The sequence below is a fragment of the Duncaniella sp. genome, assembly GCF_029054785.1.
Taxonomy (GTDB): Bacteria; Bacteroidota; Bacteroidia; order Bacteroidales; family Muribaculaceae; genus Duncaniella.
Genome location: NZ_JAIDEN010000024.1, coordinates 1 through 3,671, shown reverse-complemented (window position 1 = coordinate 3,671; position 3,671 = coordinate 1). Strand labels below are relative to the sequence as shown.

Annotated in this window: 3 protein-coding genes and 1 pseudogene; 2 read left to right on the top strand and 2 right to left on the bottom strand. The window is 54.3% G+C overall.

Annotation, left to right across the window (positions count from 1 at the left end):
* Positions 1–279 (top strand): annotated as a pseudogene (locus tag K2H17_RS01135) (hypothetical protein); the annotation flags it as partial.
* A gap of 86 nt (positions 280–365) precedes the next feature.
* Positions 366–1,241 (top strand): nucleoside phosphorylase, encoded by an 876-nt coding sequence (locus K2H17_RS01130; protein WP_300130394.1) that lies wholly within the window; start codon positions 366–368, stop codon positions 1,239–1,241.
* A 141-nt stretch (positions 1,242–1,382) separates the two neighbouring features.
* Here the strand turns inward: K2H17_RS01130 and K2H17_RS01125 are convergent, their stop codons facing one another.
* Entirely contained in the window at positions 1,383–2,555 is a 1,173-nt protein-coding gene (locus K2H17_RS01125; RefSeq protein WP_300130392.1) for a hypothetical protein, read from the bottom strand.
* Between the two features lie 14 nt (positions 2,556–2,569).
* Positions 2,570–3,418, bottom strand: a complete 849-nt coding sequence (locus tag K2H17_RS01120; protein ID WP_300130390.1) for a rhamnogalacturonan acetylesterase — start codon at positions 3,416–3,418, stop codon at positions 2,570–2,572.
* Positions 3,419–3,671: the final 253 nt, after the last annotated feature.

Below are 3,671 nucleotides of genomic sequence, written 5' to 3'. Positions count from 1 at the left end.
CACCATATCGCGGCACTTCTCACCCCCCCTCCGGCCTTTGCCGCTCAGATGCGCTGGCCGACCGTCGAGGCCGCCCCCGCGCAGCCCTCACTCTTCGAGCAACTTCAACCGGAGGAACAGGCCGTCATCGACCTGCTGACCGACCGCGGCGAAGCTACTCTCAACGATCTCACAGCCCGCATCGACATCCCGACCCCGCGACTGATGGCCATGCTGATCGACCTCGAATTCCGCTCGCTGATCCTTGCCATCCCCGGTGGACGCTACCGCCTGCGCTGAGCAAACCACAGCTCGCCGACAAACGTTTATACTCTATAATCATCTATTCACTCTTCCCACCCAAAGTAACACAATAAATATATATCATGGAAAAGAAAATCATAGCACCCTCCGAGCTGATCATCAATCCTGACGGCTCAGTGTTCCACCTCCACCTCCGCCCCGAACAGCTGACCGACCGCGTTATCCTCGTCGGCGATCCCGCCCGCGTCAACATGGTCGCCTCATTCTTCGATACCACCGATTTTGAAGTCTCATCGCGCGAATTCCACACAATCGGCGGCACCTACAACGGCAAACCGATCATGTGTCTCTCCCACGGCATCGGCCCCGACAACATCGACATCGTCATCAATGAGCTTGACGCTCTCGCCAACGTCGACTTCAAGACCCGCGAAGTCAAGGATCAGAAACGCCGACTGACACTCGTGCGCATCGGCACATCAGGCGCTCTCCAGCCCGAACTGAAACTCGGCACTCCGGTGATCGCCGAAAAGGCCATCGGTTTCGACGGTGTGCTCAACTACTATGCCGGACGCAACGAAGTGGCCGACCTCGATTTCGAACGTGATTTCTGCGAATCCGTAGGCTGGAACCCGCTCTGGGCCAAACCCTATGTTGTCAATGCCGACGAAGAGCTTGTCAACCAGATCGGACGCGACGACATGGTCCGCGGCAACACCATCTCAGCCGTCGGCTTCTACGGCCCGCAGGGTCGCGAACTGCGTCTGCCCCTGGCCAACCCCGATCTCAACCGCCGCATCGAGGAGTTCCGCCACAATGGCCGCAAAGTCACCAACTATGAAATGGAATCAGCCCCCCTCCAAGGCCTCGGCCGTCTCATGGGCCACAGAGCCATGACCGTCTGCTCGATCATAGCCAACCGCATGAACAACGACGCCAACCCCAACTACAAGACCGCCGTCCAGGATCTCGTAGCCACAGTTCTCGAACGCATCTGATCCCCCATACACACCTGCCACACAGTAGGGACGCTTTTTAAAGCGTCCGCAAGTATCTGAGAATAAAATAAGAGCGCCGCAAGTGCGAAACATCAACGTTTCCACCTGCGGCGCTCAGTTTTTTAATGACCGGGGGCAATATCAGTGCCCGATATGCGGGCTGATCTTTCCGCTCAAATACTTCGGACCCCATCCCACGAACGTATCAATCAACGTGCGGTCCGGGCCGAAAAGGAAGAACGTCGGATAACTGGTGACGCCATACTTGATGCAGTCCATACCCTGTGAACCCGATCCGTTCCAGATCGTAGGCCAGGTCGCCTTGTCAATCTCATGGGCGCGGAGCATGCGCTTGCGCTCCTCGTCGACACTGTAACTTACAAAGGTCAGCTCTCCGGCATACTCTTCTATAATCTTCGGAATCTCCTGCTTGGCGGCCATGCGGCAGGCACCGCAGCCGAGCGAGTTGAAGTCCACAAGAATGTAGGGCGTGGTGAACTGCGACAGGCGTATGGCCACACTGTCCGTGTCAACGCCGACAAGGTCATAGTCCTCCAGTTTATCGCCGACGGCTATAATCTTTGTGTCCAGGCGTTTCTTGAGCATCTTTCCGGCTGGCATCTCCATCATTGCCGGAGGCACTTTGGCGCCGAACGCCTCCAGTTCCTCACGCGAGAATTTAGCATAGCGCCACGACATAAGACTAACGGCCTCAGGCACATCAGGATGGCTCATGAGCCACTGTTTCATTGCCTCGTCAAACTCTTTGCCGCAGGCCTGCAACTTTCTGCCGATCTCCGACACTTTCGGCCCGGTGACGGAATCAAGCCGGACAACGCCATCTCTGTCGGCCTGATTCTGCGGCATGAGTCTTTCGCGTTCTTCTCGGAGAGCCTTCATTGTGTCGCTATAATCCCGATAGATGCGCTGCCACTCAGCGGTAGCCTCGTCCCAGGGAGCACCTGTGATCTTCGGAGCCGCAGCAAAGCCGTCGGCCACGTTGTTCAGCTTCTGGCTGATATTTCTGCCTCCGTAAAAAGAGGTGATGAACCGGTCCTGCTTGTTCTGCGGATTGCGGGCCGTGAGATAGAATTCGATCGGGAAATCCTCCCGGATATCCAGCTCGAAGTGAAGAGAATCACCGATGATGGCAACCTTCTGCTTATACTTCGGATCATCGTCACACCCCAGAGTGAAAACAACACTGTCCGGGATGTTCTTCATCTTCACATCAAGCGTATAGTTCGGTTCTCCGGCTCTGGAGAGAAAGGGGACACACATCAGCGCACCCGCCATGAGAGCTGAAAGTTTCATGGAATCGGTCGGTATTATTTGTTCAGATTGTAGACCGTGCGGCGGATATAGGGCTTGAGCGCCGGCACCTTCTCGGCAAGAGCGTTGACAGCGAGACGCGAAACGATGATTCCGCCAAGCACATTCAGGTGAGTGTTGTCGATGCGACCGTCGGGAGCGAACTCATAGCCGCCCACAGGCATCCACATGAACAGCGAGCGTGAATTGTCGCGGCCAAGACCCTGGACAAGCTCGTGGGTCAGCGCATTCATGTCGATGAACACAACGCCCATCTCCTCGGCCACATTGCGCGGAGCAATGCGATAGTCTCCGTGAGTGTCAACCAGCGTGTCGCCCTCTGCGGGATAGTTTTCCAGGCCCTTCTTCCAGGTCTTCTGACGGTCATCGGTCTGAGCGGCGGCAATGCCGTTGGCCGGGAAATTGCGGCGCACGATCGAGTTCATCAATATCGGAGTGGCACCCTTCTCGCGGGCCTCGCTGACAAACTTCTTCAGATTGGCGTCAAAAGTTCCGCCGGGCACAGTGTAGCGGTCAAGGCTCTTGGCCTTCTCGTCGTTGTGGCCGAACTGGATGATCACATAGTCTCCGGGGCGGATCTTCTCGCGCACCTTGTCCCAGCGGCCTTCGTCGATAAAGCTCTTGGAGCTGCGGCCGTTGACAGCATGATTGTCAACCTTGATAGCACCTTCGAGAAAAATCGGAAGCATCTGGCCCCAGCCGCGCTCCTGGTTTTCCTTGTCAAGAGGCTTGTTGGCCATTGTCGAGTCACCGATCATAAAGACAGTGATCGTATCAGACGGAGCCTGCGCCCACGCAAGCACCGGAAGCATTAAAGCGATAAACAGTGATGAAATAAGTTTCATGATAATTAGGTATATAGTTGATTAATTTTTATGGTTCCGGATTGACGGAGGTCTACACAATAAACCCACTTTCACTGCAAATTTAGTCATAATATTTTATTCATAAATCACAAACTTGTCCTCAGACTTCCCAGGTCCCGTTTTTTAACTGTTTTTATATTAAAATACAATCCTTATTTTAACATTTCAGACTAACAGATACTTATTTTTAGTACATTTTGATAATATTTTGTCGTCATTTTATCATTTTCCA